The following is a 25147-nucleotide window of genomic DNA, read 5'->3' as shown; positions in this document are numbered from 1 at the left end:
TCGTAAAAAATATTGTGGAATTTTACATCTCGAAGGCGGCGGCAACCAGAAGCGGGAACACGAGCGTCGCCTCCGCCTCAACCTGCGTGTAGTTGGTCTCGTTTTCCTTGATCTTCCCCCACGAGACCGCCTCCTCGGGCGTCGCACCCGAAAGCGAACCGTCTCCCTCCATCCCCGTCGAGATGTAAACGACGTAGTCGGCCCCACCCCGGAACAGGTTGGTCATGATCGCGTGGTGTTTCGGGACGCCGCCGCCTACCGCGATCAGGCCCGTCGTGTCCGCGAGCATTCCGTCCTCGATCAGGGAGTCGTAGTCGTCCATGATCGCGATGTCGACGTCGTCCTCGTGCCCCTGTCGATAGTAGTACAGGAAGTTCCCGATCTCCGAGTCGGTGAGGGCCGGACAGTACACCGGGACGTCGTTGGCGGCAGCCTGCTTGAGCACCGAATCCTCGTCGTCGAGCGTCTCCCCGAGCTCGCGGGCGAACGCCGTCGGCGTCCTGGTCGATTCCTCGGCGAAGAAGTCGTCGAAGAAGTCGTAGAGATACTCCTCGAGCCAGACGTACCGGTCCGAGGGAACGTAGATGTTCCCGAGCCGGTTGATTCCCCGTTCCCGAAGCGCCGCCTCGTCTGCGTCCCACTCGCCCATCTTGAACGGTTTCGCGGTCTTGATGACGTCCTCGGCGAGCGATCCAGAGGTAGTGATGATCACGTCGACGTACCCCTCGCGGACCAGCGCTGCCACCGTCTCCCGGAGGCCCGAGGAGACGATGTTGGAGGTGAACGTGAGGTAGACGGTCGCGTCTACCTCCTGCATCCGTTCTGCGATGTCGACTGCCTCCGCCAGATGGGTCGCCTGGAAGCCCGTCGTGGCGTACGCGTCGAGCAGTGCCCCGAGGTCGAACTCGCCGCGGAAGTCGTAACCGCGAACGTCCGGCGTGTCGGGTTCCTCGTCGGACCCGGGCACGACGTGTTCGCGGGTGTCGTCGTCGTCCATACGCTCCGTTGGCCGAGAGGCGGTTTCAATCGCTCGGGATCGATCGAGCGCTTGATCGCTGCACCCGATCGTACGGACCTCTCCTTTTCAGGAATTCCGCGATCGGGTCGACCGCCTCCGACCGCTTGCGGAGCCGAAAAGCGACTGTGTCGAGGTGATCCCGGAGGCAGCGGTCCCCTCCAGCGCTCGGGCCGGGAACCGGGAGAGGCGATCCGGTTCCGGCGCCGGTTCGGCGGGGACTTCGACGGTCACGATCGCCCCGGTAGGCTCGTTCTCCGCGAACTCGACGCGGCCCCCGGCGATCTCGGTCCCCCACTTGACCAGCCACAGGCCGAGACCACTGCCGTGCTCCAGTTTGGTTTCGGTTCCCCGCTCGAGCACCTTGCGTTCGTACTCGTCGATCCCGGGACCGTTATCCGCGACCGTGACCATGACGTGGTCGCCGTCACGCCCGACGGTGATTTCTGCCCACGGATCGTCGCTGAGGTTGTGCTCCGCGGCGTTCTCGAGGAGGTTCTTACAGACGACCTCCAGGACGCCCGAGACGAAGGCACCGTCTGCCGATCCGTCGACCTCGATAGTGACGTGCGGATGTGCCTCCCTCACCTCGGCCAGACACTCCTCGAGGAGGCCCTCCACCGGCACCGGATCCGCCTTTTCGCCGTTCTCGAACAGTTCCAGGATCTCCCGACCCTTCTCGCCGATTTCCTCGAGTCGATCAGCGCGCCGTTCAATGACTCGTGCTTCCTTGGAATCGTGTTCGTCGGTGAGCAGGCCGGCGTAGCCGGCGATGACGTTCGTCTCCGTCCGGATGTTGTGGCGCAACACGCGGTTGAGTACCTCCAGCCGCTGCTGCTGGCGGAGGTAGTCGGTGACGTCGTGCAGCGAGATCACCCGACCGATGACTCGATCGTAGGCGTTGGTTATCTCGCTTACTGTGACGTCGTACTTCCGAGTCCCGTCGTCACGTTCGATGGTCAGATATCCTGACAGCTCTCCGTCCTCCGGTAGCCTGTGATACTCCGGGACGATCTCGGTTCCCGACCCCCCAGCCGCCGCCGATCGCTCCACTCCGAGAATCCGTGCAGCCTCCTCGTTGAGCTCCACGACGTAATCGTTGCTGTCGACGACGACGGCACCCTGTGACATTTCCTCGAACAGCAACTCCGGCGCGTGGCGGTTCGGCGACGGGTTGGTTCCGAACAACCGGAACCGAGTGAGTCCGCCGAGATACGCTACCCCGGAGACGGCGAAGGCAATCGGCGTCGGATCGACGCCGCCGGTCGGGAGAACGCCGGCCACGTACAGGACGCTAGTCAGCCATGGAACCACGGTCCCGATCAGCACGGCACTACTCTGTCCGCGGAACTCGGTCGTTTCGCTCCAGACGAGTTCGAGGAGGGGGATGCTCCCGAGCACGCCCAGAAAGTACGTGTAGCCCGCAATTATCCAGTACCAGGGCCCGGCGACGTAGTTGATCCGCACTGTTCCCGCCGATTCGACGAGTGTCATCTCCAGATACAGGAGATCGTGGAACTGACTGGTCATGGCCAGCCAGACCGTCGCGAGCGGTACGACGGACACCAATCCGACGTAACGCGTGCGAACGTACTGGTCCCGTCCGGTGTATTCGAGGGCGAAAAACAGCCACGCGACGGGAATCGCGACGACGCCGACCCACGACATATTCACCCAGAACGCTTTCGCCGACACCGTCGTTGCCTGCAACTGAAAGAGAAGCGAGACAGACCACCAGATCTGGCCGACGAGCAGCACGAACAACGGAATCGATCCCGGTTCGTACCGCTCGCGCCAGGCCAAAAGCGCCGCGGTCATCCCGACGATGACCGAAGCAAACAGCAGCGGTATGACGGGAAAGCTAAACACTAGTACACGGATGATTGTCCGGATCCCCTAATGAAGCTTCGGCCGCCGTAATCACTATTGATAACCAGAAGGCGGATAAATATATGAAGACGGATAGAAGGTAGAAAAAACTAGTTAGGAATCCAATAAGAACGAGCGGTCCTCGCAGATCGTCGCCGCTCGATCGAGCGGCGTTTGTCTGTGACGACCTCGATTCGCATGGCTTTGCCGCGTCGAAATTGTGGAACGTCGGGCGATGGACGATTTCGCGTGTCTAGGACGCTATCGGCCACATTCCAGACGCCGACGAGCTCTGTTCGTACATCAAAACCCACGAGCGGTATGGGGATTTCCACTCACAATCAGTCAACGAGTTCTTCAGGAACTCGGTGAAGCGTTCGTCTCGTGGGACGAACAGGACAATCCAGACGCGAACCCGCCCGGCTACCGCAAACACGGCGACGACCACCTACGCTCGACGGTGACGTGGAAAAATCAGGGCTTCAAGCTCGACACCCAGTACAACCGTGTGCATCTCTCGAAAGGCAGGAACATGAAAGAGTCGCGTTATGCCGCCGGCTACACCTTCTCTAATATCCCAACGTGTGAATCCCACGGCTTCAGCCGTGTGGAGGATGTCAAAGGATCGTTGCGACGACTGCGATGACGGCGGCGACGACGTACTGTGATTCGACGGCGACAGTGAGACGATTGTACCGGTCGGTGTGTCCCACGGCTCCGGACAACACGAGCGAGTACGCCGTACCTACGGCGAGACCGATTCCCAACGGCACGCCGATGAGACCGTACTGCACAGCCAGCCCGACAAGCAGTAGCAGAACGACACCGACGCCACAGAGCAGGTGTCGGGTTCGGCGCACCCCGAAGACGACGGGGACTGTCGACACGCCGATCTCAGTGTCCTCGCGGACGTCGCGAACGTTCGGTATCTCCGTACTGACGACAACACCCAAAAAGAAGTACGCGAACGCGAACCCGGCCGCCGGAGTGAACTGGGCGTTCGCGAACGCCAGTGGGAGAAACGTGAGCGTAAACGCCCACGCAAGCGCCACGACCGCCGTGTTCACGAACAGGACGTCCTTCAGGCGTCTGAACCCGGTTGTTGACTCGGGAATCCAGTCGGACGCGTACAGGAGCCAGAACAGGCCTGGAAGCAATGTAATCAAAAGCGCCAGTGGCCCGCCGAGAATCGACAGCGCAACTGCCACGCTGTACGCCAGAGCGGCTACGAGGTACAACACGTCGGCGTGGCGCCGTGCGAACTCGGCCTGTCGAGGTTTCGCCACGACGTCGCTTTCGGCGTCGGCGATTCTGTCGGTCGAGTAGACGGCGAAGGTAACCAGCCCGATCACGGCCGGAGCAAGGTTGAGCGGAACGGACAGTATCCAGATCGAAATCAGTGCCTGTAGCGAGGCGATGAAAGCCAGATACAGCGAACTGTACCGCACCGTCGCGAGGAACTTCTCCCCGATCGTAACCCCGGAATCACCCCTGTACTTAACGTACGGGCCCTCGTCCGACGGGTTCGGATTGTGGCTCGGCCATCTCTGGTCTTCGTTCGACCCCTTCTCGTCGTTGTGCGGCCACTCACGCTGGTCGTGTTCGGCTGCGTCGTCGACGATCGGCTGTTGTTGAACCATACGGATTCGGAGGACGATCGGACGGAGCGATCACCATCAATTGCACAGCCCACCGTTATAGGCATTTTGTCGGTTTACATATACATTAACAACACCTAACATATCCCACATTACAGAAATAAGGTCAATTACGTACAGTACTTTCCCCGTATTTTGTTTTAGAAAAGATCAGAAAGTAGATTCCCAGTAAATTATTTATAAAATACCTATCACACATATTATCAACAGTCGTATTGCCAAATTATCTCACCGGCCGCCCGCGAATGTAATTTCGTATACAATTGATGGACCGGCTGACCGTTTCAAGATAGGACGGACCTACGAACTTATCCAGAATCCCGTTCCTCGCCGTCCGGTTCTAACACGTCGTCGAACGCGTCTGAGCCGACGTCGGCGGCGATTTTGACGCCGAGCAGGCTCACGATTAGGCCGGCGATAATAAACGCCGCGAGCCGCTGGAGCGCCGGGATCGTCACGCCGAGCAGTTCGAACGAAGCGAGGATCGCCTCCTGTTCGAGGAAGTAGCCGGCGAACCCGCGGACGACGAGCCCCAGCGCCACTACCACGAACGGGAGGTTGAGATACGGCGTCCGAATCCCCTCCTCGCGGATCGCTTCATCGAGGAGCCGCCCGGTGCTCGCGGTCAACGCGGCGGTCGCGAGCCACGGGACGCTGCTGTAGGCAAACTGCATCACCGGGACGATCGTCCGGGCTTCACCCGAAAGCTCCGAGGCCGACAGCGCCCCGAAAAAGGCACCGACGAGCGCGAGCCCGGCGGCGACCACGTAGGTGACGATCGACACCTGGCCGGCGTACAGCGCCTCGCGGGCACGGTCCGGAGCGTGGGAGACGTGCTCGTCGATCGCCATCCCTTTGTACAAAAGCGCCGCGCCGAGCAGTCCCGCGAGTCCCGCAAGCGCGACCGCCGGCGAAAACTGCAACAGCAACACCGGCAACAGAAGCAGCGCGATCCCAAGCGGCACCAGCACGGTCGAACGGAGCTCCTCGTCGGCGAGGAACTGCTTGAGGAGGTAGTAGGTCGATTCGATGTCCCGGCTCTGTCTGACCACGACACGCGACACCCCGTCGACCGGGATCCGACTCTCGACGATCGGGATGATCCGCTCGTCCTGTGCGCTGTCGACGACGACGATCGCGGCGTCGGGATCGTACCGCTCGATCAACTCCTCCAACTGTGCGGCGATCGATCGATCCGCATTCACCATCGAGTCCCCGCCGCCAGAGACGACGGCGACGACGGAGTCTTCCTGTTCGTCCCGGAGATCCCGAGCAATACGCAACCCTTCGAGCAGACAGTTCACCGTCGAGTCCTCGGGATCCACGAGGCCGATCTCGGTCACGAGCGATCGAACCGCCTCCCATCCCGACACCGGCATCCGGACGCCGGTGTTCCGGCCGATGTCGTTCGACCGATCCACACAGCACACGAGCGTCGTCACGTGCGAACCGAACGCGCCCGGCGATAAAAACTCTCCCCCGCAAGCGAATACCCGTCACCCGTTCTCGCGGAGGGTGACCGGTTCACTCCGGTCAGTTCGTGCCGACGGAGTCACTCCGGCCGAGGCCGAATGAGATCCGCAAGCGCCGCGAGCAGCCCGAGCAGCCATCCGGTCGGGACCGCGAGCGCGAACCACATCAGCGCGAAGCCCTCCCCCTCGACGAAGAGGTACTGCGCGCGCAGCGAGAACGTCGCCCGGAGCCACTCCGAGAACCCGCCCACCACGAGCACGGTGTCGAGGATCCAGATCGCAAGCTCCTCGCTTGGATCGAAGATCAGCGCCTGCAGCGCCGGGACGAAAAGCGCCGCCACCACCGGTGGCAGGAAGATCGCCGTGAGCGCGAACGGATACGCGAAGACGACGCTGGTTCCCCGGCCGCCGATCCGGGAGAAGAATACGGCCGCGCCCGCCGAGACGACGGCGACGACGCTGGCGGCGACGACCGCGAGGAACTCCTCCCAGGGGAGCTGGAAGTGGGCCGCAACCGACAGCGCCCCCCAGACGACGGCCGCCAGCAGCACGGCCCCGACGATGCCGAGCCTCGTTGCCGCGCTGTCGAGCTTGCTCGCGTTGTACCGCACCGCCACCCCCACGAGCAACAGCGGGTAGCCGATCGCCACGAGCGGGACGCCGACCGTCGCCCACCCGTAGTAGGCGATCTCCTGTACGGTGGTCTCTGGTTTCCACTTGCCGAGGACGCTCCCGGGGTCGAGCTGCCGCGGAAACGCGAGCTCCATCCACGTCTCGTGGAGCCGCACGAGGTCGATACGGATCGCGTCCCCCAGTCCGGACGAACGACGAGCCTCCATCGACTGTGAGTGTATCCTCACTCTACCTGAAGCTTGCGCTCGACGGAGACGTCCCGGCGCCTCGCGCTCCGGGAGCGTTTTACTCGACGGGCCCAAAGCCCAGCCAATGCCGGCGTTCACGCGAAACGCGTACGACGAGCTCATCTCCCGCGCAAGGCGGGGCGGCGACAGGGAAGTCTGTGGCGTGCTCGGCGGGAGGCCGACGACTGGGCTGTCTGAACCGGTCGTCGGTTCGGTGTATCCGGTCGACAACGTGGCCGACGCGCCGCGCACCCGGTATGAACTCGATCCGGAAGGGCAACTCGAGGCGATCGAAACGCTGGAGGACCGCGGGGAGACGCTCGTCGGCTTCTATCACTCCCACCCCCGTGGACCTCCGGTACCCAGCGAGACGGACGTCGGGGCGGCGACATGGCCCGGGGCGTCGTACGTGATCGTCGCGCTCGGCGGGGAACCGTACATCGGCTCCTGGCTGTGGAACGGTGACGATTTCGAACAGCAGCTGGTCCGGATCGTTGCCGACGAGCGGGACCGATAGCCCGCACGTCACTGGAACCACAAGGCGTCGGCCTCGGACAGAACGATTCAAAAGTCCCCACCCCGAACGGACGGACATGGTCGAGGAACTCACGCCCGATGAAGTGAAAGCCAAGGTGGACGCGGGCGAGATACAGGTGATCGACATCCGCGACGAACGGGCGTTCGAGGAGGGGCACGTCCCGGGAGCGGTGAACGTTCCGATGAGCGACCTCCCGCGGGCAGTCGACCAGGTCGACTGGGAGGAAGAGATCGTCTGCGTCTGTCCGATCGGGCAGTCGTCGATCCAGGCGGCGAAGCTGGTCTCGAGTTTCGAGGGCGTCGACGACGACGCGAGAGTGACCAGCATGAAGGGCGGGTACCGTGCGTGGGACTACGAGCTCGAATCAGGCACCGGAACCGGCGAGGCGGACGCCGAAACGGAGTCTACTCCACAGTAGCTGGCGACTTCGACGTTAGTATTTCGGCTCCGCACCACAGATCTCGTAGACGTCCTGGAGAATCTCGTCCCGCCGACGCTGCCAGGCGGGGAAGTTGGCGGGGTCGCTCGGATACACCTCGTACTGTTCGATCAGCGCGTCCGCCCGGTTTCTGATCCGGTACAGCTCCAGAAGGGTTCCCCAGTGACCGACGGTGTTCAGGAGCGTCCTGAGGGCCGTCGCCGGGCCGAGCGACAGCGTCCCGCCGGAAAGCGCGTCGACGAGCTGTTGTCCCGGGACCGACGAGACGATGTCAGTGAGTTCGTCGACGTCGTGGGAGGTGCCCCAGATGTTGTACAGGTCGGCGGCGGCAAACCGCTTGCCGAAGCCGGTCATCACCTCGCGGTTGTATCCCCACAGCGACGCCTCGCTCACGTCGCCCGCAGAGATCGCCCGGACCGCCTCCCGTGCGGCCCAGTGGCCCGCCTTCGCCGCGCCGGAGATTCCGCCCCCGGTCGTCGGGTTGACGTGGCCGGCCGCGTCGCCGGCCGCCAGGAACCCGGGAGCGACCGCCGAGTCGTACGGGCGTCTGGTCGGCAGGGCGGCGCCGAGTTTGTCGACGACGGTGGCGTTCCGGAGCTCCGGGTCGCTGGCGACGTGTCGGGCCAGGGCGTCGACCAGATTCATCGCCTCCTCGCTCATCTGGAACCCGACGCCGGCGTTGATCCGGGTGGCCGATCGCGGGAAATACCACAGGTAGCCGAGCTGGTCGGTCGGCGCGAACACGATGGCATCGTCCCACTCGACCGGCTCGGGGAGCTCTAGAAGCTCTCGATAGGCGGAACAGTACTGGGTGTACGAGACGTTCGTGTCGAATGTCGCCCCTGAGAAGTCAACGGCGTCCTGGAGGATCGACAGCGCGCCGGCGGCGTCGATCACGACCGCAGCCTCGTAGGTTTCGACCGCGCCGTTTCGCACCGCCCTGACCCCAGTCACCCGGCCGTCGTCGTCCTGTCGGACGTCGTTTACGACGGTCCCGTACCGGATCTCCGCGCCGAGACGCTCGGCTTCCTCGAGGATCACCTCGCCGTACCGCTTTCGGTCGAGCACGACACCGGTCTCATCGAACTCGATTTCGACGTCCTCGCCGGTTTTCGGGTTCCGGAAGATCCCCCGGCTGATCTCCCCGTTGGTGAACGACTCCTGTTTTAGATACGACAGATCGATCACGTCCGGAAACGCGGCCGCTCCTTTAATCGCGTCGCCGCAAGCGATCCGACCGGCCTCCGCCGCCGGCTTCCGCTCGAGAACCACCACGGAAACCCCGTCGCTGGCGGCGGTCGCGGCGGCGAACGCGCCGGCGGTTCCCCCGCCGACGACGACGATATCGTGGGTCGGCATATCGGAAGTCATTCCGGCGGTGACAAAAGTCTTCTTTCAGCGGATCGTGTCCCGTCTGTGATTTTCCGGTCCGCAGCGAGCGATATTGGTCACTACAGAACACGAAGACGGTTTCAAATTTCGTACCTGCCCGAAAAGTAAAAACCGGTCGGTCGGCTCAACAGTGGTATGGACACAGGTGCGATACCGGGGAACACGTCTGTCGGGCGGCTGCTCGTCGCGGTGGCGCTCGTGGTCGTGCTGGCCGGCTGTGCGGGGGGATCGTACTCGTTTGCCGCCGAACCGGCCTCGATCGACGGGGATGACCTGTCGGACGCCGGCTACGAACACGCAGAGCCGGAGGCGATCGAGATCCACGAACAGTTCGAGGTCGCCGACCAGGGCGTCGAAATCGAGCTCCGTTCGTGGGTCGCCGGCTACGAACGAAGCGCAGGCGACGGGCTCTTTCTGGTCGTGAGCACGCCCGACGCGACGGTCGCGGGCCAGTCCGTAAACCCGCTGGCCCGGCTGTCCGGAACCGAGCTGATCTCGCGGGCGCTGGAGGCGAGTGGCGACGAAGACGGGGAACTGCGCGACGTCGAGGAAGTCGCAGTCGAGGAGCGGACGATTCTCAACCAGGAGTCGTCGGTCCGGAGTTACGAAGGCGTCATGGAGACCGACGAGGGCGACGTGCCGATCGCGTTCCACCTGGCGACCGTCGAACACGAGGGGGACGTGATCGTGCTTTTGGGCGTGCATCCCCAGGCGTTCGACGAACGTGAAACGCAGCTCGGACTGATGGAAGTCGTCGAACACTGAAGCAGACAGACCGACGGCAAAACCGGCGTCAGGTCAGTGGTCGTCCTCGCGCCACTTGTACTCGCATTCCGTACAGATGAAGAATCGCGTCTCGGACTCGTCGGCCGACCGGATCTGCTGCATGTACCAGTGGGCCCGGTCGTTGCCACACTCCGGACAGCGGGCGCTCGTCGTCGGGAGCCCCTGATCCTCGGCGTCGCTCACGTCGACGATCTCCGACTTCTGTTGCCCCTGGGTGGTTGTCATCGCTGCGTCCTCCTCGGCGTCCCGTCCCTCGACGTAGCCGCAGGAGGTACACTCCCAGACGTCGCTCTCCTCGCCGGCCCGCATCATCGAGCCGCACTCATCGCAGAATTTCATGCCCGGCACAAGCGCCGTCGAGCACTTAAATCGACGGAAATCCGTCCGTCTCAGACTGTATGGCCGGCATCGGTCTCCAGCCACGGTAGCAGCCATCCATTGAGGCGGCCGACCGCCGCCGTGGAGGCCACCCCGAGCCCGCCGATCGAGAGCATCCCGACGACGATGTACGGGTACGAACCGCCGGTGTACGCCGACCACGTCAGATATCCGAGGCCGCTCCCACCGGCGAGCATCTCCGCGGCCACGAGATTGAGCCACGCGAGCCCCATTCCGACGTACAGCCCGGTGGTGATCGACGGCAGCGCACCCGGCAGCACGACGTGCCGCACGATGCCGACCGCGTCTGCACCCAGCGACCGAGCCGCCTTCGCGTACTCCTGGTCGACGCTTCGCCCGCCCTCGACTGCGTTGAGCAAAACCGGATAGAACGCCCCGAGAAAGGTGATGAACATGATCCCCGGCTCGGTTCCGGGGATGAGCAGGATCAGCGCCGGGATCCAGGCGATCGGCGGGATCGGCCGGACGAGCTCCAGCGCCGGTAGCGTCAGGTCCCCAAAGGGCTGGTGCCACCCCGCGAGCAGCCCGATCGGCACCGCGATCGCGGCCGCAAGCAGGAACGGGACGTACACCCGGACCGCGCTCGTGAGCGCAGACGAGTGAAACGACGGGTCCACGACGGCGGTCGCGAAAGCGCCGGCGACGACGGGCGGCGTCGGGAGCCCCTGGGCGACCGTCGAACCAACCACCCACCAGACGAACACGAGTCCCGAAAGCGAAACGACCGGGGCGAGTCGGTCGATCGGAACGTCCGGGAGCACTCCGTCGGTCGAGCGAAGCGACGGGAGGCGGTCGGCTGTCATCTCGACGTCCCTCCGGCGATCCCGTCGCTTTCGGCGGAGCTGGTCTCCGTAGCTGACCGGTCGTCCCCGTCGAACTCCGCGCCGGCCTCGCCGTGGATCGACGCGAGCAGTTCTCGCTTCAGTTCGGTGAACGTCTCGGTTGTCCGGGAGTCGTGATCCCGAGGGCGGGACAGCGGGACGTCGACGACTGTTTTGACGGTTCCCGGACGAGCGGTCATCACGACCACACGGTCGGCAAGCAGGATCGCTTCCTCGACGTCGTGAGTGACGAAAAGCGCCGTCGCGTCCGTCTCCCGCCAGGCCGAAAGCAGTTCGATCTGCATCCGGCCTTTGGTCATGGCGTCCAGCGCGCTGAACGGCTCGTCCATCAGCATGATCGACGGCTCGTTTGCGAGCAACCGTGCCAGTTCTGCCCGCTGGGCCATGCCGCCGGAAAGCTGGTTGGGATACGAGTCGGCGAACTCCGAGAGGCCCATTCGATCGAGGAGATCCGCAACGTGATCCGTCGGCCGGTCCCGCATCTTTGGTCCGAACGCGACGTTCTGGCGGACGGTCTTCCAGGGGAACAGCCGGTTCTCCTGGAACACCACCCCGCGCTCTGGGTCGGGGCCCGACACTGGGTCGCCGTCCACCAGGACCCGTCCGGAGGTCGGTTCGACGTGGCCGGCGACGCAGTCCAGAAGTGTGCTCTTGCCACAGCCGGACGGCCCGAGCACGGTGAGGAACTCCCCGGGTTCGATCTCGAGGTCCAGTTCGTCGACGGCGACGACGCGTTCCTCGTCCCCGCCGTACACCTTGGTCAGCCCCTCGATTTCGACGCGGCCGCCGGAATCGGTCGTCACTGTCCCACCCCCGAAGTATCCTCCTCGAGCCACGGGCCGAGTGTCGTCGCCGCCCGCGAGACGATCGCCGTCGAGACCGCACCGAGGAACCCCACCGCGATCATGCCAACGACCACCGACTGGACGTCCACCAGCCGGTACGCCTGGAACACCACGTGACCGAGGCCGTACTCGCCGGTGATCATCTCTGCGGCGACGACCGTGATCCAGCCGAGACCCACGCCGACCGTCACACCCGTGAGTATCGACGGCAGTGCGGCCGGCAACACGACGTGTCGGAGCGTCTGCCGGTCGCTGGCCCCGAGACTTTCGGCAGCGCGGCTGTACTCGTCGTCGACCGACTCGACCCCCCGGATGGTGTTGACGAGCGTGGGGAAAAACGCTCCCAGGAACACCACGAACAGAACCCCGCTTCGGACGGTGGGAAAGATCACGAGCACCAGCGGCACCCACGCGATCGGCGGGATCGGCCGGAGGAACTCGAGGGAGGGAAACAGGTAGCGTTCGAACCGCCGTCGCGTCCCGATCAACAGCCCCAGCGGAACGGCGATCGCGACCGCCAGGGCGACCCCGCCAACGACTCGTCCCGCAGTGTACGCCGCGTGGACGTAGATCGTCGCGCCGTCGGCGACCGGTTCCCCGGCGAGATGCGATCCGACCGCCACGGCGGTTTCGGCCGGCGAGACGAACACCCCGAACCCCAGTACACCCAGCCGGACGAACGCCCACCACGCCGCAAACAGTGCGACAACTGAGACGCCGCGTCGGACGGGTCGCGGGATCGATTCGATCCCGGCAGTCCCGGTTTCGATCGACCCCGCCAGTCGGCTCCGTCCGGATTCTCCCTTCCAGGGGCGCCACCGCTTGAGGCCGAGCCGGCGCCACCGTTCGAAGTCGACGCTCACGGACGCTCACCCGCGGGGTGTGGATCCCAGTCCACCTCGTCGTCCAGTTCGTCGGTCGCCTCGGCGAGCAAATCGGCGTCGAACCGACCGGAATCCGGCTCGTTGTCGATCACCCCGGCCTCCTCACGCAGGAACGCAGGTCCCGTTTCTGTCAGCAGCTCCCGGGCGGGGTCGACCGACGAGAAGTCGGTGTAAAACAGCTGGCGTTCGACGTCGGGATTGACGTCGAGGTTCTCGTAGAGGGTGGATCTGACGGTGTCGCGATCGAGATCCCGGCTCAGTTCCGCCTCCTCGAGACCCAGATCCAGCGCACGGTCCGGATCCGTGGCGAGCAGGTGTTTCGCCTCGAGTTCGGTCTTGAGCCAGCCTTTCGCCACCTCACGGTTCTCCTCGATCAACGAGTCGGGCATCACCAGCGCCCCCAGGTCCGGCTCGTCGTACTTCGCGCCGGTAAACAGGTACCGGGCGGCGTCGGCCTGCCGAACCACGCGGGCCATCGACGGCTCCCACCCGAAGGCCACGTCGATCGATCCCTCCCGCAGGTTCGTCACGACGGTGTTGATGTCCTGATCGCGGATCGTGACGTCGATGTCCTCGGCCGCGAGAACGGTGAGCAGGAACCGGTGAGACAGCGTCCCCTGCGTGACGTTGACCTCTCTGCCGTCCAGATCTTCGACGGAGTCGATATCCACCCCGTTCCGGACGACACAGAGATTCCCCTGCTGGCCCATCGAGTAGCCACTCAGGCCGACGACCCGGATCGGCGTGTCGTCGTTCGCCGCCGCGATGATCGCTGGGTTGTCGCCCATGTAGCCGAGATCAGTCTGTTCGGAGATGAGTCGATTGACCGTCGGCGCACCCTGCAGGACTGCGTGCCAGTCGACCTCGTATCCGTCCGGGAGGTGCTTTCGCCACAGTTCGCCGTGCCGGATCACCAGCGCCGAGAACGCCTCGCTGTAGTACGGGTGATAGTCGACGGTGATCGTCTCCGAGCCCCCGAACGCGCCGCCGAGACAGCCCGCCAGCGCCGGCAGTCCCGCCCCGGCTGCGACCGCTCCGCCGATCCCTTTCAGGGTGCGCCGTCGAGAGACGTCGCCGGAGCCCTTCAAAACCTCGCCGCACTGGCCGGTCCGTTCCGAGTCGCGTCGTTCCATACGTGCACGAACGACCAGCGCTTGAAAGCCGACCCGTTGCTGGTGACGCTCGCCACCGCTCCCGGATCGAGTCGAAAGTTACCGCTATCGGGAGCCCGTGACCCTCCCTGCCGACCGGTTCCGGAATCCCCTTATAAGCGACCCACGAACGACGGCGCATGGCCCTCACCGAGGAGGAACGAACGCGTCTGGCCGACGTCGTGGCGCTGCAGCCGACGAAGAACAGCGAACTCGGCGATCGGTGGGGACTCGAGTCGGGAAGCGAGGTGCACCGCTACCTGGAGGACCACCTGAACGAGTATTACTACCGCGACGAGAACAGCCTGATCCGGGCGACCGACGAGGCCGCGGAGCTGGTCGACGTCGAACCCGGCGTCGAGTCGGGGACCGCCCCCGGGGACGGCAACGGAACCGTCGGAAGCGGGGACGGCGAGGGAGTCCCAGACGTGATCCGGGTTCCGGAACTGCAAACGCGAATCTTCGCGGTCGTGGCCGGTCCCGAAGATCGCTCCGAGAGCGTTGTGAGCGTGCTCCACAAGCTCAGAGCGGAGTTCGACGTCGACCCCGACGTCGACGAAGTCAGAAAGGGGCTCCGGAGCCTCGAACGGAAAGGCGTCGTCGAGGTCGTCTACCGCACCGTGCCGACGTTCAAACTCGCCGTCGAGCGCGATTCGATCACCGTCGAGACGGCAGAGTGAACGGAATTCGGTCCCCATCGGCCGGAAACGGTCGGGCGATCACGTCCCGTCCCGGCCTCCCGACCTGGCCCGTTCGCGACGCTTCTGGAGCAGCCGCGTTATCCCCTTCCCTGGGCCCCCGTCGATCGGCCACCCGCGGGTGCGCCAGGCCGGCGGCTCCGGCGAGAACGCCTGACAGTTGCCGGAACATTCCGCAGCCGTCTGTTTTCTCTCCTTCGCCGTACACCACGGGGACAGCAGCCGGCCGTCCCGGCGGAGTTCGAACGCCCGACAGTCGGGACGCATCGTCCGGTGGTAGGAGCGCCACCCCCGGCCGAAAGCCCGTTCGGCGAGCTCGAGCCGTCTGCGCTTGCGATCCTCTGGGCGGTCGCCGTTTTCGGACGGATTACCCGCGTCGAGCCGGCTCGGAAGCCACTCCACGCTGGCGGCTTCCGGTCGGACGCCCGCCGAGAAGTCGAACGCGAGGACGCCCGCCTCGACCGGGAAGTCGGCGAGAAGCGCCCGCTCGACCCGGCCGCCGGTCGTGGCGGTCGCGAGCCACACCTCGTCGGCGAGTCCACGGTCGACGTCGTGCTGGAGCTGGCCCGCAAGCGCCCGGGCCGCAGAGGCGTCGAGGTCCGGCTTGTTCTCGATCGCGACGAGCCGCCGGACCCAGTCCGGATACGGGGCGATCCGTTTGATCCGGATCCGGTTGCCGTTTCGTCGGGTCTCGAGGAGATCACGGGCGCTGGCCCGGTGAATCGTCTCCCGGACGTACCGCCACGGGTAGCCGGGATCCGGAAGAGCGTCGCGATACCACATCCAGTCGGCGGGGGCGTTCCGGAGGACGAACAGGAGATCCGAGTCGAGTTCGCGGGAGCCGAACGCCGCACGCTCGCGCAGGCCGGCGGGATCCGCCTCGACGATCACCGTGTCCCACCGCCGCTTTCGAGTGCCCAGCTGTCGGGCGACGACGGCGACCCGGGGAACGTCGGACGCCGCGTTCGAGCCCGCCGGGGCCCAGGCGAGCTCCGCCCAGCGGCACACCCTGAGTTCGAACGCGAACTCGCCGCCGGAGGAACTCATCGGCTCCCGGAGGATCGTGACCGGCTCATCCGGTCCACTCCTCGAAGCTGCCGTACACGCCCTTCGAGAGGTACCGTTCGCTCGAGTCGGGGAAGACGGTGACGACGGCGTCGTGGGGAGCGTCCAGCTCCCCGTCGCGGATCTGCCGGGCGACCCGTCGTGCGGCGACGCTGTTTGCGGCCGCCGAGGAGGCGATCAGCTGTCCTTCCTCTGCGGCGAGCCGCTGCATCTCCGCGTGGACGTCCCGGTCGGAGATCGCGTACACGTCGTCGACGAGTTCCGGATCGAACAGCTCGTTGGTCGAGGTGTCGTGCGTGCCGATCCCCTCGGTCTTGTACTCCCCCTCTTCGACGTCCCGACCGAGGAACTCCCGGAAGATCGACCCCTCGGGTTCGACCGCGATCACGAGCGTGTCGGGGTGCTGCTCGCGGGCGTACCGGCCCATTCCCATCAGGGTGCCGCCGGTGCCACAGCCGGCCACGACGGCGCCGACCCGGCCGTCGAGCGCCTCGTAACACTCCGGGCCGGTGGTCTCGTAGTGCGCCTCGGCGTTCAGGGGGTTTTTGAACTGCTGGGGGACCACCGCGTTGTCGAGTTCCTCGGCGAGGTCGTGTGCCCGCTGGATGGCATACCCCATCCCGTCCTCGGTGGGCGTGTTGATTACCTCGGCGCCGAGTGCACGCATTAGTTGTTGCTTCTCGACGGCGAACCCCTCCGGCACGACGAAGACCGCCTCTAAGTCGAGCTGTCCGGCCGCGACTGCCAGCCCGATCCCGGTGTTTCCGGCGGTGGGTTCGATCACCGTTCCGCCGGGGTCGAGATCGCCCCGTTCGAGCATGCGTTCGAGCATGTACTTCCCGATGCGATCTTTGATCGATGCGCCGGGGTTGAACGACTCCAGCTTCGCGTAAACCGGCACCTCCTCGGAGGACGCCCGAACGCGAACCAGCGGCGTCTCGCCGACCGTCTCCAGCACGGAACCGAGCGGTTCCCGGTGGGTCGTCATACCCGGGGAAACGACAGCCCGGCTTGAGTAAGTTGCCATCCGGGCGAGGTGCCCGGCACGAAGGAGTTCCGGAGTTCCTGATCACTCGTGGGTGTATCCACGGTCCGGCAACGGCCGCGAGTCAGCCTCCCCCGGCCCGCCGACGACCGTCACTCCCTCCCCCGGGTCGGTGACCCGCCCTACCAGCGTGAGTGGCACCGGACAGTCCTCCCTCGCGGCTGCGACCGCGGAGTTCGGCAGCGTACAGACGAGTTCGAAGTCCTCGCCGACGTGGACGGCTCGCTCGAACCGTGTTTCGGGGTCTGTAGACAGGTTTTCGAGCTCCGGGTGCACCGGGAGCGCGTCGGCGTCGATCCGGAAGCCGCAGTCGCTCGCCGCAGCAAGCTGGTGGAGCGACCGGGCGAGCCCGTCGCTCGAGTCCATCATCGCCGTCGCCGTGGCGGCGAGCGCCCGACCGGCCTCGATGCGGGGTTCGAACCGGAACAGCTCGTTCGCTCTCTCGACGTCGCCGGCGTCGAACAGGTCGAGGGCGGCCGCCGTCCGGCCCCACTCGCCGGTGACACAGACGGCATCCCCTGGCGACGTTCCCGATCGCGGGACCGGGTCGTCGGTCCGCCCGACGGCAGTCGACGTCACCGTCAGCTCCCGGTGGGTGTCCAGGTCGCCGCCGACGTAGTCAGTGCCGACACGATCACAGACGTCCCGGGCTCCCTCGAGGAAGTCCACGAGCGGTTCCTCCTCGAGCGCCGTCGGTGCGTAGGCGGCCACCGCTCCGAGTGGTTCCGCCCCCATCGCGGCGACGTCGGACAGGGAGACGCCGACCGAGCGCCACCCCACCGTGTAGGAGGTCGTCCCCGCTGGGAAGTCCGTCGACGCGTGGAGCATGTCGGTCGTGAGGACCAGCCCGTCGACGACCGCGCAGTCGTCGCCCGCGTGCGGCAGGTCGGCGGCGAGCAGCCGGAGCGCGTCGCGTTCGTTCACGTGCGTGTGTCGGCAGGATCGCTTAAAAGGAGTTTGCACCCGGTCGTCCGGGGAGTGAAACGGGGACAGGGACCGGTGCGGCCAGGTGATCCACGGGGCGAGAGGCAGTCGACGGTTGTTTAAAAGCGACGGACGCAACGTCCCGTATGTCGCGTCGCGATCGCCTCCGGACGCTTCTGGGGTTTACTGCAGCGGTCGCGATCGTTGCGGCGCTCGCAGTACTGGTCGGGGTCGAGGAGTTTTTGTCGGCGCTGGTCGCGGCCAACCTCGCGCTCGTGGGCGTCGTCGGGGTCGTCACACTCGGGTGGTTCCTCGCGTGGGGGATGGCGCTTCGATCGGTGCTTTCGAGCCTGGACAGTCCCGTCTCGCGGGTTCGAGGGTTTCTGCTGTACGGCGTCGCCGCCTTCGCAAACAACGTCACACCGTTCGGCCAGGCGGGCGGCGAGCCGGTGACGGCGTTGTATCTCTCCCGAACGACGAAACTCGAGTACGAACGCGGCCTCGCGGCGATCGCGAGCGTCGACACCGTAAACCTCCTGCCGTCGACGGCGTTTGCCCTCGTGGCAGTGCTCTGGCTCGGCGCCACGGCGACGGTGGGCGGGGACGTCCTGCTGGCGGCGGTCGCGGCCGCCGTGGCCGGCGTCACGCTTTTGATCCTCGCTACACTCGCCTGGCGGTTTCGAACCCGCCTCGCCGATGCGATCGCGCCCCGGATCGCCGGCGGGCTCTCGCGGCTTGCGGGCGTGATACCCAGCATGTCGGCGCCGACGACCGACGGGATCCGCCGGCGGATCGACGGCTTCCTCGGGGCGATTCGGCGCGTCGGAACCGACCGCCGGCGGCTCGCGGTTACCGTCTCGTGGTCGACAATCGGCTGGGCGTGTCAGGTGCTCGCGCTGTGGCTCGCCTTATGGGCGGTCGGTGCGCCGATCCCGATCGCCGTCGCAGCGCTCGTGGTCCCGCTGGGAGCGGTCGCGGGCGGCCTCCCGCTTCCGGGCGGCGCCGGCGGGATCGAGGGGGCGCTCGTCGCGCTGCTCGTGGCCGCCCCCGTCGAGGTGACTGCGGCGGCGGCGCTTGCGGGCGTGATCGTCTTCCGCGGGTTCGTCTACTGGCTCCCGGTCGTCGTCGGGGGAACCGTGGTGGGGCTCAACACCGTCCGGGAAGCCGGACGGAGCTGAGTTTACTCCCGGTCGTCCTCCTCGCCATCGCGTCGATCCGCGAGCGATTTCGCCGCCCACCCCGCCGCGCCGAGCGCCGCGGCGCCCGCCCCGATCCCGAATCCGGGCGTCTCGGCGTCGGCCTCCGCCGGTTCGGTCGGCGTTTCGGGCTCGTCCGTCTCGTCGTCCTTCTCGCCGTCCGTCTCGTCGGACTGGTCGTCGGTCTCGTCGTCTCGGGCCTCGCCGTCCTCGTCGTCAGCCTCACCGGCCACCTCGAGCAGTTCCTCCCGCGTCAGGTCCCCGAGGGTGACGTACGGTAAGACGGGCGGCGAGTCGGCGCCGTACTCCCCGAACGCCTCGGATCGGTCGACGTCCTCGGGCGTGACCAGATCCATCACTTTCGGATCCGGCACGCCGTCCTCGCCCCCGCCGATGACGTGCGTTTCGGGCTCCGATGCGATCGCCCGGAGGCCGCCCTCGCCGAAGCCGTCGAACGGACAGACGACGGCGGCGATCGCCACCCCACGGTCGCGGTCCCAGCCGATCGCGTCCTTCGGAACGTCGAACCGGATCGTGTGCTCGTCGGAGTCGACGGTCACGTCCCGGGTGACGCCCTCGCCGGCGGCGTCCTCGACGCCCGCACCCGCCTCCGGGTTGACGTTCACCCGGTAATTGTACGGCGCCTCGAAGGCGACGTTAGTCCCGGTTCTCCCCTCCGTCGTGGCTGGAGCGTCCGTGTCGGGATCGAACACGTACACCTGCGGGAGCTGGTGGCTGAATCCCACGTCGAACTGCCAGGGGTTTTCAAGCGGCTCGGTGAACCGATAGTCGAATCGGACCCTGTCGCGCGATTCGTGGATCTCCAGTCGGTCCAGATCCCACGCCCCCTCGTAGTAGTCGTTGCCGGTCGGCACTACGTACGTCCCGGGGCCGTCGCCCGTTCCCGTCTCGACGTCGAACGTCGCAACCTCCTCGAACGGGGTGACCAGCGGAACGTACCCGATCTCCGCGGGGGTGTCCGCGTCGTATGCAAGGGCCGTCTCGCGGTCGACGTCGACGTCCACGACGAGGTCGATCACGTTCGGGTTGGCCTCGTCGTCGCGACCCCCGCCGAAGACCTCCGGGGTCGGGTCGGCCGCCACCTGGCGGACAGATCCGGGCGCGTCCGGGTCGTATCCGAGAAGAAGCGGCGCGACCGAGAGGCGCTCGATGTCGGCGTCGAACGCCCACTTCGGGACCTCGGCGACGATCGCGCCCGTGACCTCGTTCGTCCGTACTTCCCCGTCTGCGAGCAGCGTCCCGTCGGACGACTCGACACGGGTGCCGTTCTCCCCGTCGACGACGACCCGGTACTGGTAGGTCGCTGCGAGTTCGGCGTTGACGCCGTCGCGGGCGACCGTCGCGCCGTCGTCGCGTTCCGGGTTCCGGACGTACACCTGCAGGTGTTGCAGCGAGAACCCGCCCGGAAGCTCCCACGGGTTCGTCAGGTCGCCTGCGATCTCCACCCGGAACTGGTAGGCGTCGGGCGTCTCGTGGACGCCGACGGCCTCGAGGTCGAACGCCCCCTCGACGTACTCCGCGCCCGTCGGATAGACGTACTCGCCGTCGCCGTAGTCGGTTCCCAACTCGACGTCGGGCTCGGAGATCGGGCTCCCGATCTCCAGCAGGTCCGGCGTCTCGAGCACCGCAATCGTGTCGACCTCCACGGCGCGGGCGTCGCTGAGCGTCTCCACGCTCACGTCATCGCCGGAAACGTGATCGATCGCGCCGACGCCGGGGCGGAGGAACACCTCAGCGGGCCGGGCGTCGAAGTTGATCACGACGACGACCCGTTCGGGCCCCTCGACGGCAGACAGGTCGCTCGCGTCCCGCCCGAACACGAGGACGTCGTTGGCGGAGTTGTACCACGCACCCGACAGCGCCGCGTCCGGCTTCAAAACGTCGAGATCGTGGTAGGCCGACACGAGCGTCCTGTAGAACGAGAGGTGGTCCTCGTCGTACGACTCCCAGTTCATGAACGCGCGCTGTTTGCCGCCGGGGTGGACGTCGCCGTCGCGGTGGTCGCCCTCGCCCCTGTGTCGGCCCTCGCCGTAGACGGAGATCGCACGTTCCATCCCGTAGTAGATGTGCGGCACCCCGGGAAGTGCGACGCCGGCGGCCCACACCGCCCGCTGGGCCTTCTCCGGGTCCTCGCGGGAGCCGTCCAGCGCCTCGTTGAGGACCCGGTACTCGTCGTGGTTCTCGACGGCGTTCAAGATCATCGAGTACTCGGGGAAGCCCTGACGCCTGCGGTCCCGGACCCGGTCGAACAGGTCGGCGCCGGCCGCCTCACCGCGGGCGACAGCGTGCGCCGGAACGGTGAACCCCTCTGTGTCGAAATGCATGTCGAACTCGTTTTCGGAGAACGCCGGATCGTTCGGGATTGCCTCCTCGAGCAGCAGGAACTCGGAATCGTTCGCGCGAACGACCTCCCGGACGTCCTTCCAGAAGCTGTGAGGGACCCCCCAGGCGATGTCACACCGGAAGCCGTCGACGCCGACCGTGCCCGACCAGAACTCCGCGACTGCGAGCATGTACTCCCGGAGCGCGACGTTGTCGAAGTTGAAGTTCGGGTGGAGCTGGAGGTTCCAGAACCCGGTGGCGAACGGCGCCGGCTCGAGCTGCTGTCCCTCGTACTCGCGGGGAGCGTCGATCCGGTCGAACCAGTCGAAGTACGGAGAGTCGCGGTCCCACTCCTCGACGATCGGCCAGTACTCCGGGGCCTCGGTCTGGCTTTCGATCGTGTCCTGAAACTCCGGGAGCGTCCGACCCCCGTGGTTGACGACGAGATCCAGTACGACCTTGATGTCGCGGTCGTGGCAGGCGTCGACGAACTCGCGGTACGCCTCGAGGGGCGTTTTGCCCTCCGGGGTGAGGTCGTCTGCGACGCCGAAGTAGTCGGTGATGTCGTACCCGTGGGGGCCACCGCCCGGGAGGTCCCGCTCGGCGCTCACGGCCGGGTGGATCGGCGTGAGCCAGACGGCGTCGATTCCGAGCTCATCGAGGTAATCGACCCCGCGGGCGACGTCGTCGCCCTCGATCAGGGTGTCGAAGGTGGTCGCGTCGCGCTCGCCGGCCCACGACCGGGTGAAAATCTGGTACAGCACCCCGTCGTGCATCCACTCGGGCGCCCGGTTCGGCAGGTAGACGTCGCCGTCCGGTCGGAGTTCGACGCTGTCGGTGACGCTCGTCCGATCGCCGTCGTGGACGACGACGTACACCCGACCCGGCTCGTCCTCGAGGGCGTCTCTCGGGACCGTCGCCGTTAGCCCGTCGACAGCGATCGCGTCCGTCTGCAAGGGATCACGATCGTCGGCGAGAACGAACGCCTCGAGGTCGTCGGGATCCGCGCGGCTGTCGGGTGCGAGCGCAGCGTTCGTGTCGATCTCGAACGCGTCGGCGTCCGGATCGTAGTCGGCGTCCAGTTCCAGCCGGGGCGGGCCGGCTGGCGCATTCTCGTCGTCCGGCAGCGCGCGGATCGTAAGCTCGTGGGTTCCGTCCGGCGCATCGAGTTCGAGCGTGTACGTGCCGGCTACGTCGGCCTCGAACTCCGCGACGTTGTCCCGCCCCTCGTCGTAGCGTGGCCGATCCTCGAACAGCGAGGAGGCAAACGTGAGTTCGGCGTCGCTTTCCGCCGGTCGGTCGAGGATCGACCAGGCGAAGTCGTCGGCGGCGTAGTTGTCGGGATCGGCGGACGGCTGTGGCGACCCCGGCGCGAGGTTGTCCCGATCGCCGATGTACTCCGGGCCGACCCACGCCGTGTTCCAGCGCTTCTCGCCGACCGGGACGAACAATGGCTCGCCCGGATGGTACGATCCCGTGCCGTCGGCATCGTCGAGGTCGACCGAGTGGGTCGACAGTTCGTCGGACGCTGCCGCCCCGGGAACGGCCGACAGCAAGCCGAGACCGGCGACGCCGCCGAGGAGTGTCCGTCTGTGAATGCCGTGCGTCCGCTTCGTGTGTCGCGTGCTATTGTCAGTCATTGTTGGTGGTGTCGAAAACGGATCGTAATTCGTCAGGCGAACCGAGTCGCGGTTACCCCTCCATGCCGCCGAAGGAGAGCCCCGACTCGATGTACCGCTGTGCGAACAGGTAGATGAACATGATCGGCGCGGCGAACGACAGCGCGAACGCGGAGAAACGCGCCCACGGCACCGAGTACTCGTCGATCAGCGCGAACAGGCCGACCGGGAGCGTGTAGTTTTCGGGCCGGAGCACCGTCTGGGCAACGATGAACTCCATCCAGCCCGCGAGGAACACGAAGATGAACACGGCCGCGAGGCCCGCCTTCGACAGCGGGAGGATCACTTCCCAGACGATGCGCCACGGCGGTGCGCCGTCGACGGCGGCCGCCTCCTCGTAGGACGGGGGGATCGAGTCCATGAACGTCTTCAACAGCCAGGTGTTGAACGGCACCGCCATCGCGGCGTAGTAGGTGGCAAGCGCCAGCTTGCTGTTCGTGACGCCGATGCTGACGAAGATGGCGTACAGCGCGACGAGCATGGCGATCCCGAGCCCGCCGCCGACCTGTGTGAACAGGATGTAGCCGTACAGGACCTTCTTGCGCATGAGGAACTCCCGTCGGGACAGCGCGTACGCCCCCGGAACGATGACCGCCATCGCCATGATCACCGTCGGAATTGCGACTGTAAGGGAGTTCCAGGCGTATCGCGGGAAGTCCGAGGGACTGTCAACACCGTGTGCCGCCGCGTCCAGCAGCACGATTTCGGAGGTGACGAGGCTAACGCCCGCAAAGGGGATGGAGATGCGAAGGCTGGGGATCACGACGTCGCCGATCACCCAGACGAACGCCTGTAGAGTCGGATCTTCGGGGAAGAGCCGGAATCCTTCCGCGGAATACAGCGACGCGCCGGTCCCGGAAAGCGCGGCCATCGCGATCCAGTAGATGGGGAACAGCAACGCCGCCACCAGCACGAGGCCGAACACCGACGCACCGACGGGCGCGAGCAGTTCGAACAGCCCGATCTTCCCACGACGATAGAGGTCGAGTTTGTACCGGGAGTTCCTGACCCAGCCGACGACCGCCATCGGAATGGACCTGAGGTCCGATTTGAGCTTCCGACCGATTGCGTCGAGCAGCGTCATTCGTGGGCCCCCTCCGCGAGCCGGCCTTTGGTTGCGGCAATCAGCATGAAGATCCCGATGAAGAAGACGGCAGTCAGCATGATCGCGGCCCCTTCACCGAACGCCCGGAACTCGAACGCCTCCCGATAGCCGTACAGGATGATGAGTTCGTTCGCCCGCGCGGGTCCCCCGCGGTTGAACACAAAGGGGATGAGGAACTGCTGGAACGACGCCGCCGCCGTCAGGATCGACGCGAACATCACCGGCCGCTTGATCGACGGGAGGGTGACGTGGACGAACCGGCTCAGGAATCCGGCGCCGTCGACCATCGCCGCTTCGTGGAGCTCCGTCGAGACGTTCTGGAGCGCGCTGACGGTGATGATCACCATGAACGGGTACGCCAGCCACATCTCCGTGATATTGTAGGAGATAAACGCCATCCATCGACGCGAGAGCCACGCCACCGGGTCGAAGCCGAGCGCGAGCAACAGCTGGTTTGCGAGCCCGAACTGCGCCGAGGAGAAGACACCCCGCCACACCGTGATCGTGAAAATCGCCGGCAGCCCCATCGGCAGGATCACCAGCGCCCGCATGAACCGCTTGCCGCGAACCCACTCGTGGGTCAACACGAGCGCGATTCCGACGCCGAGAAACACCTTCAACACGACACTCGTGGCGACGAACAGCCAGGTGATTCCGAAGGAGCGCCAGAACTGTGTGTCCGTGAGCAACTCGACGTAGTTCTCGAAGCCGATGAATTCGGCCTCCCCGAACCACGACCCCCACAGTCCGGGGGCGTCCCTGAACATCGTCGAAAGCGTCGCGTCGGTGAACGACAGCACGACGAGATACGCCAGCGGGATCGCCACGAACGAGAGGAAAAAGAACAGTCCGGGCAAGACGAGCAACAGTGCGAGGTTGTCTCTGAGGTCGAACGGGACCTCGAATTCCCGGGCACGCTGTGCGACATCGACCGTGCTCATC

22 protein-coding genes and 1 pseudogene are annotated in these 25147 nt (G+C 65.9%); 6 read left to right on the top strand and 17 right to left on the bottom strand.

The features are described 5' to 3' along the window. Nucleotides 1-22: 22 nt before the first annotated feature. Entirely contained in the window at nucleotides 23-997 is a 975-nt protein-coding gene (locus AArcCO_RS03295; RefSeq protein ID WP_259535014.1) for a deoxyhypusine synthase, read from the bottom strand. An 87-nt stretch (nucleotides 998-1084) separates the two neighbouring features. Continuing rightward, nucleotides 1085-2884 (bottom strand): sensor histidine kinase, encoded by a 1800-nt coding sequence (locus AArcCO_RS03290; RefSeq protein WP_259535013.1) that lies wholly within the window; start codon nucleotides 2882-2884, stop codon nucleotides 1085-1087. A gap of 125 nt (nucleotides 2885-3009) precedes the next feature. Here AArcCO_RS03290 and AArcCO_RS03285 point away from each other — a divergent pair. Then, nucleotides 3010-3440 (top strand): annotated as a pseudogene (locus AArcCO_RS03285) (hypothetical protein); the annotation flags it as partial. A gap of 61 nt (nucleotides 3441-3501) precedes the next feature. On the opposite strand, the gene AArcCO_RS03280 reads toward AArcCO_RS03285, so the two are convergent. The 3 genes from AArcCO_RS03280 to AArcCO_RS03270 form a co-directional block, all read right to left on the bottom strand. Beyond that, on the bottom strand, nucleotides 3502-4524 hold the full coding sequence (locus AArcCO_RS03280) for a UbiA family prenyltransferase (protein ID WP_259535012.1): 1023 nt from the start codon (nucleotides 4522-4524) through the stop codon (nucleotides 3502-3504). A gap of 326 nt (nucleotides 4525-4850) precedes the next feature. Beyond that, nucleotides 4851-5984, bottom strand: coding sequence for a DUF373 family protein (locus AArcCO_RS03275; RefSeq protein ID WP_259535011.1), 1134 nt, complete (start codon nucleotides 5982-5984; stop codon nucleotides 4851-4853). 110 nt (nucleotides 5985-6094) lie between these two features. Further along, nucleotides 6095-6853 (bottom strand): hypothetical protein, encoded by a 759-nt coding sequence (locus tag AArcCO_RS03270; RefSeq protein WP_259535010.1) that lies wholly within the window; start codon nucleotides 6851-6853, stop codon nucleotides 6095-6097. A 106-nt stretch (nucleotides 6854-6959) separates the two neighbouring features. Between AArcCO_RS03270 and AArcCO_RS03265 the strand changes: the two genes are divergently transcribed. After that, entirely contained in the window at nucleotides 6960-7391 is a 432-nt protein-coding gene (locus tag AArcCO_RS03265; protein WP_259535009.1) for a desampylase, read from the top strand. Nucleotides 7392-7467: 76 nt separating this feature from the next. Continuing rightward, entirely contained in the window at nucleotides 7468-7830 is a 363-nt protein-coding gene (locus tag AArcCO_RS03260; RefSeq protein ID WP_259535007.1) for a rhodanese-like domain-containing protein, read from the top strand. A 15-nt stretch (nucleotides 7831-7845) separates the two neighbouring features. Here the strand turns inward: AArcCO_RS03260 and AArcCO_RS03255 are convergent, their stop codons facing one another. Next, nucleotides 7846-9210, bottom strand: a complete 1365-nt coding sequence (locus AArcCO_RS03255; protein ID WP_259535006.1) for a geranylgeranyl reductase family protein — start codon at nucleotides 9208-9210, stop codon at nucleotides 7846-7848. Between the two features lie 168 nt (nucleotides 9211-9378). Here AArcCO_RS03255 and AArcCO_RS03250 point away from each other — a divergent pair, with 168 nt between their 5' ends. Next, a complete protein-coding gene (locus AArcCO_RS03250; protein ID WP_259535004.1) occupies nucleotides 9379-10008 on the top strand; it encodes a DUF6517 family protein in 630 nt (209 codons plus the stop codon). Between the two features lie 33 nt (nucleotides 10009-10041). Here the strand turns inward: AArcCO_RS03250 and AArcCO_RS03245 are convergent, their stop codons facing one another. The 5 genes from AArcCO_RS03245 to AArcCO_RS03225 are packed head-to-tail and all read right to left on the bottom strand — an operon-like array spanning nucleotide 10042 to nucleotide 14132. Further along, on the bottom strand, nucleotides 10042-10368 hold the full coding sequence (locus tag AArcCO_RS03245; RefSeq protein ID WP_259535003.1) for a transcription factor S: 327 nt from the start codon (nucleotides 10366-10368) through the stop codon (nucleotides 10042-10044). 50 nt (nucleotides 10369-10418) lie between these two features. After that, the gene (locus AArcCO_RS03240; RefSeq protein ID WP_259535002.1) at nucleotides 10419-11231 is read right to left on the bottom strand and encodes an ABC transporter permease; all 813 of its coding nucleotides are present in this window, start codon (nucleotides 11229-11231) and stop codon (nucleotides 10419-10421) included. Further along, the gene (locus AArcCO_RS03235) at nucleotides 11228-12073 is read right to left on the bottom strand and encodes an ABC transporter ATP-binding protein (RefSeq protein ID WP_259535001.1); all 846 of its coding nucleotides are present in this window, start codon (nucleotides 12071-12073) and stop codon (nucleotides 11228-11230) included. Before AArcCO_RS03235 ends, AArcCO_RS03240 begins: the two co-directional genes overlap by 4 nt. Continuing rightward, nucleotides 12070-12978 (bottom strand): ABC transporter permease, encoded by a 909-nt coding sequence (locus AArcCO_RS03230; protein WP_259535000.1) that lies wholly within the window; start codon nucleotides 12976-12978, stop codon nucleotides 12070-12072. Before AArcCO_RS03230 ends, AArcCO_RS03235 begins: the two co-directional genes overlap by 4 nt. Continuing rightward, on the bottom strand, nucleotides 12975-14132 hold the full coding sequence (locus tag AArcCO_RS03225; protein ID WP_259534999.1) for an ABC transporter substrate-binding protein: 1158 nt from the start codon (nucleotides 14130-14132) through the stop codon (nucleotides 12975-12977). The genes AArcCO_RS03230 and AArcCO_RS03225 overlap by 4 nt, the downstream gene beginning before the upstream one ends. A 158-nt stretch (nucleotides 14133-14290) precedes the next feature. On the opposite strand from AArcCO_RS03225, the gene AArcCO_RS03220 reads away from it, so the two are divergent. After that, the gene (locus AArcCO_RS03220) at nucleotides 14291-14830 is read left to right on the top strand and encodes a DUF5797 family protein (protein ID WP_259534997.1); all 540 of its coding nucleotides are present in this window, start codon (nucleotides 14291-14293) and stop codon (nucleotides 14828-14830) included. A gap of 39 nt (nucleotides 14831-14869) precedes the next feature. On the opposite strand, the gene AArcCO_RS03215 is transcribed toward AArcCO_RS03220, so the two are convergent. The 3 genes from AArcCO_RS03215 to thiL form a co-directional block, all read right to left on the bottom strand. Then, nucleotides 14870-15895 (bottom strand): DUF5787 family protein, encoded by a 1026-nt coding sequence (locus AArcCO_RS03215; protein ID WP_259534996.1) that lies wholly within the window; start codon nucleotides 15893-15895, stop codon nucleotides 14870-14872. 25 nt (nucleotides 15896-15920) lie between these two features. Further along, nucleotides 15921-16901, bottom strand: coding sequence for a PLP-dependent cysteine synthase family protein (locus AArcCO_RS03210; RefSeq protein WP_259534994.1), 981 nt, complete (start codon nucleotides 16899-16901; stop codon nucleotides 15921-15923). 81 nt (nucleotides 16902-16982) lie between these two features. Further along, nucleotides 16983-17882: a thiamine-phosphate kinase gene (gene thiL / locus AArcCO_RS03205; RefSeq protein ID WP_259534993.1), complete on the bottom strand. Its 900-nt coding sequence runs from the start codon at nucleotides 17880-17882 to the stop codon at nucleotides 16983-16985. A 146-nt stretch (nucleotides 17883-18028) separates the two neighbouring features. Between thiL and AArcCO_RS03200 the strand changes: the two genes are divergently transcribed. After that, nucleotides 18029-19060 carry a lysylphosphatidylglycerol synthase transmembrane domain-containing protein gene (locus tag AArcCO_RS03200; protein WP_259534992.1) on the top strand — a complete coding sequence of 344 codons (1032 nt, stop codon included), beginning with the start codon at nucleotides 18029-18031 and terminating at the stop codon, nucleotides 19058-19060. 2 nt (nucleotides 19061-19062) lie between these two features. Here the strand turns inward: AArcCO_RS03200 and AArcCO_RS03195 are convergent, their stop codons facing one another. The 3 genes from AArcCO_RS03195 to AArcCO_RS03185 are packed head-to-tail and all read right to left on the bottom strand — an operon-like array spanning nucleotide 19063 to nucleotide 25146. Next, on the bottom strand, nucleotides 19063-23061 hold the full coding sequence (locus tag AArcCO_RS03195; protein ID WP_259534991.1) for a glucodextranase DOMON-like domain-containing protein: 3999 nt from the start codon (nucleotides 23059-23061) through the stop codon (nucleotides 19063-19065). A 52-nt stretch (nucleotides 23062-23113) separates the two neighbouring features. Beyond that, a complete protein-coding gene (locus tag AArcCO_RS03190; protein WP_259534990.1) occupies nucleotides 23114-24184 on the bottom strand; it encodes a sugar ABC transporter permease in 1071 nt (356 codons plus the stop codon). Next, a complete protein-coding gene (locus tag AArcCO_RS03185; RefSeq protein ID WP_259534989.1) occupies nucleotides 24181-25146 on the bottom strand; it encodes a carbohydrate ABC transporter permease in 966 nt (321 codons plus the stop codon). The genes AArcCO_RS03190 and AArcCO_RS03185 overlap by 4 nt, the downstream gene beginning before the upstream one ends. Between the last annotated feature and the right edge of the window lies 1 nt (nucleotide 25147).

Origin of the sequence: Halalkaliarchaeum sp. AArc-CO, assembly GCF_024972735.1 — an archaeon.
GTDB lineage: Archaea > Halobacteriota > Halobacteria > Halobacteriales > Haloferacaceae > Halalkaliarchaeum.
This window is presented reverse-complemented; position numbering and strand designations above follow the sequence as displayed.

Coding starts and splice junctions, on each gene's coding strand:
- AArcCO_RS03210 (WP_259534994.1), bottom strand. CDS start 16,901: ATGACGACCCACCGGGAACCGCTCGGTTCCGTGCTGGAGACGGTCGGC.
- AArcCO_RS03245 (WP_259535003.1), bottom strand. CDS start 10,368: ATGAAATTCTGCGATGAGTGCGGCTCGATGATGCGGGCCGGCGAGGAG.
- AArcCO_RS03195 (WP_259534991.1), bottom strand. CDS start 23,061: ATGACTGACAATAGCACGCGACACACGAAGCGGACGCACGGCATTCAC.
- AArcCO_RS03260 (WP_259535007.1), top strand. CDS start 7,468: ATGGTCGAGGAACTCACGCCCGATGAAGTGAAAGCCAAGGTGGACGCG.
- AArcCO_RS03280 (WP_259535012.1), bottom strand. CDS start 4,524: ATGGTTCAACAACAGCCGATCGTCGACGACGCAGCCGAACACGACCAG.
- AArcCO_RS03185 (WP_259534989.1), bottom strand. CDS start 25,146: ATGAGCACGGTCGATGTCGCACAGCGTGCCCGGGAATTCGAGGTCCCG.
- AArcCO_RS03215 (WP_259534996.1), bottom strand. CDS start 15,895: ATGAGTTCCTCCGGCGGCGAGTTCGCGTTCGAACTCAGGGTGTGCCGC.
- AArcCO_RS03240 (WP_259535002.1), bottom strand. CDS start 11,231: ATGACAGCCGACCGCCTCCCGTCGCTTCGCTCGACCGACGGAGTGCTC.
- AArcCO_RS03295 (WP_259535014.1), bottom strand. CDS start 997: ATGGACGACGACGACACCCGCGAACACGTCGTGCCCGGGTCCGACGAG.
- AArcCO_RS03270 (WP_259535010.1), bottom strand. CDS start 6,853: ATGGAGGCTCGTCGTTCGTCCGGACTGGGGGACGCGATCCGTATCGAC.
- AArcCO_RS03225 (WP_259534999.1), bottom strand. CDS start 14,132: ATGGAACGACGCGACTCGGAACGGACCGGCCAGTGCGGCGAGGTTTTG.
- AArcCO_RS03200 (WP_259534992.1), top strand. CDS start 18,029: ATGTCGCGTCGCGATCGCCTCCGGACGCTTCTGGGGTTTACTGCAGCG.
- AArcCO_RS03190 (WP_259534990.1), bottom strand. CDS start 24,184: ATGACGCTGCTCGACGCAATCGGTCGGAAGCTCAAATCGGACCTCAGG.
- AArcCO_RS03255 (WP_259535006.1), bottom strand. CDS start 9,210: ATGCCGACCCACGATATCGTCGTCGTCGGCGGGGGAACCGCCGGCGCG.
- AArcCO_RS03265 (WP_259535009.1), top strand. CDS start 6,960: ATGCCGGCGTTCACGCGAAACGCGTACGACGAGCTCATCTCCCGCGCA.
- AArcCO_RS03250 (WP_259535004.1), top strand. CDS start 9,379: ATGGACACAGGTGCGATACCGGGGAACACGTCTGTCGGGCGGCTGCTC.
- AArcCO_RS03220 (WP_259534997.1), top strand. CDS start 14,291: ATGGCCCTCACCGAGGAGGAACGAACGCGTCTGGCCGACGTCGTGGCG.